The following is a 2,051-nucleotide window of genomic DNA, read 5'->3' on the forward strand; positions in this document are numbered from 1 at the left end:
GGGCGGACCCGCGCGTGGCGGGGGAACGTGATCCTGGCCCGCGTGCATGACGGGCGGCGGATCCATGGGCGGTCCGGGGCGCAGCCACCAGCCGAGTCCCACGGCGCCGAGAATCAGCGCGGCGGCGCCCGCGATGGGAAGCACGCGCGACCTGGGCGGGACCGCGGCGGGCATCGTCATCGGCCCCGGCATTCCCGGTTGGCCCGACATGCTCACCGGGGCGAGTGGCTGCCCCTGGGGACCGACAGCCCCCGCGAGACTGCCCGGCACCGCCTGCTGGCCACCGTAGCTTCCCGGTACGACCTGCTGTCCGCCCATGCTGCCCGGAGCGACGTGCTGACCCGTACCGTAGCCCTGGGCGACCTGCTGTCCGCTGTAGCTGGCCGGTGACTGCGCGGGGACACCGGGCACCGGCAGGGCCACGCCCGAGCTCCCCATGCCGCTCCCGGGCATCTGCGTGGCGCCGAAGCCCATCGTGCCGCCAGCCACCTGCGGCTGCTGTCCGAATGGGACCGTGCCGCCGGCTCGCGGCGCCATCGTCGCGTCGAAGCCGATGTCATCCGACGCCGCCAACGCATCCGCGCCAAAGCGGCCCGTCCCAGGCCCCTTGTTCGACGGAGCCATCGTGGCCCCCATCGCGTCGTCGTCGCTCGGCGCCATGGCGGGGAGGGCGACACCGGAGGGACGCTTCGTGCGCCCGAAGGTGCGGGCCGCGATCTGCTCCTCGGTCTCCGGCAGCGACTGGAGCTGCGTGCCCGTGAGCTCCGCGATGAACGACGCGACGTCCTGATAGCGGTGATCCGGGTTCTTCTCCAGCGCCCGCGCCACCGCCCGCGCGACGTTCGGCGGCAGGTCCGGCATCAGATTGGCCAGCGACACCGGTGGCTCGTGCACCACGCGGTAGATGATCTGCACGAGCGACCCGCCACCGAAGGGCGTCATCCCGGAGATCATCTCGAACACGATGCCGCCCAGCGCGAACAGGTCCGTCCGCGCGTCGATGCGGCTGTTCTGCCCCTGCGCCTGCTCCGGCGACATGTACTGCGGCGTGCCGATGAGCACCGCCTCCTGCGTCTGCAGCGTCTCCGACGACATGACCTTGGAGATGCCGAAGTCGAGCAGCTTCACCCGCTCGCCCACCACGCCGCCGGAGTCCGTGGGCACCAGGAAGATGTTCGCGGGCTTCAGGTCGCGGTGCACGACGCCCGCGCGGTGCGCCGTCTGCAACGCGGACCCCATCTGCCGCGTGAAGGAGAACACCTCCTCCAACGTCAGCCGCCCGCGCCGCAGCCGATCCGCGAGGCTCTCGCCGCGCAGGTACTCCAACACCAGGAACGGACTGCCGTCCTCCAACGTGTCGAAGTCCAGCACCTCCACGATGTTCGGGTGCCCCAGCCGGGAGGCGATCTCCGCCTCGCGCCGGAAGCGCACGTGGAGGTCCGGCCCCACGTGCTCACCTACCCGCAGCACCTTCACCGCGACCTGCTTGCCCGGAAGCCGCAGGTGCTGGGCCAGGAACACCGAACCCATGCCGCCCCGCCCCAACACGGAGACGACTTTGTAGGTGTTCCGGAGGACCGAATCGATGTGCAGCTCACCGTCAGCCGAGCGCGTCATGAAGAGGGCGTGTCCTGATGACAAAAGGGGTGCGATGCACCGCCGTGAAACACGGCGCCACGCTACCACGCCCCATCCGCCAGGGGACGAGCCCAACCCTCCGCCGCCATACCCCGGACAGTCGAACGCCCGGACCCTCGTGAGAGGAGCCGGGCGTCATGAACTCAAGTCCAACCCCCACACACAGGAAAAGGCGCGCCCCTCAACGGCCGCGCCCTACCTGGGACGGGGACTCAGCCCCACTTGGACATCGTGCGACGGGGCGGAGGCGAGCTCGGCCCCGCGGCAGGCGAAGCCACCGCCGGACGGGCCTGCTGCGGACGGCCCTGGCCTCCACCGCGCGGCGCCTGGGCGTTCCCACCACCGCTGGCCTGACGCGACTGGCCACCGCTCGGACGGCCCTGACCCCCGCCGCCACCACCGCGGCGCTGCTG

1 protein-coding gene and 1 pseudogene are annotated in these 2,051 nt (G+C 71.6%); both read right to left on the bottom strand.

Going from position 1 to position 2,051, the window contains the following annotated elements; genetic code table 11:
• Positions 1-1,617: serine/threonine-protein kinase (locus D7Y15_RS43260; RefSeq protein WP_148713043.1), on the bottom strand; the 1,617-nt coding region annotated here is incomplete at its 3' end.
• A gap of 233 nt (positions 1,618-1,850) precedes the next feature.
• Positions 1,851-2,051: pseudogene (locus tag D7Y15_RS46235) on the bottom strand (ATP-dependent helicase); the annotation flags it as partial.

The sequence above is a fragment of the Corallococcus sp. AB030 genome (assembly GCF_003668965.1).
Taxonomy (GTDB): domain Bacteria; phylum Myxococcota; class Myxococcia; order Myxococcales; family Myxococcaceae; genus Corallococcus; species Corallococcus exiguus.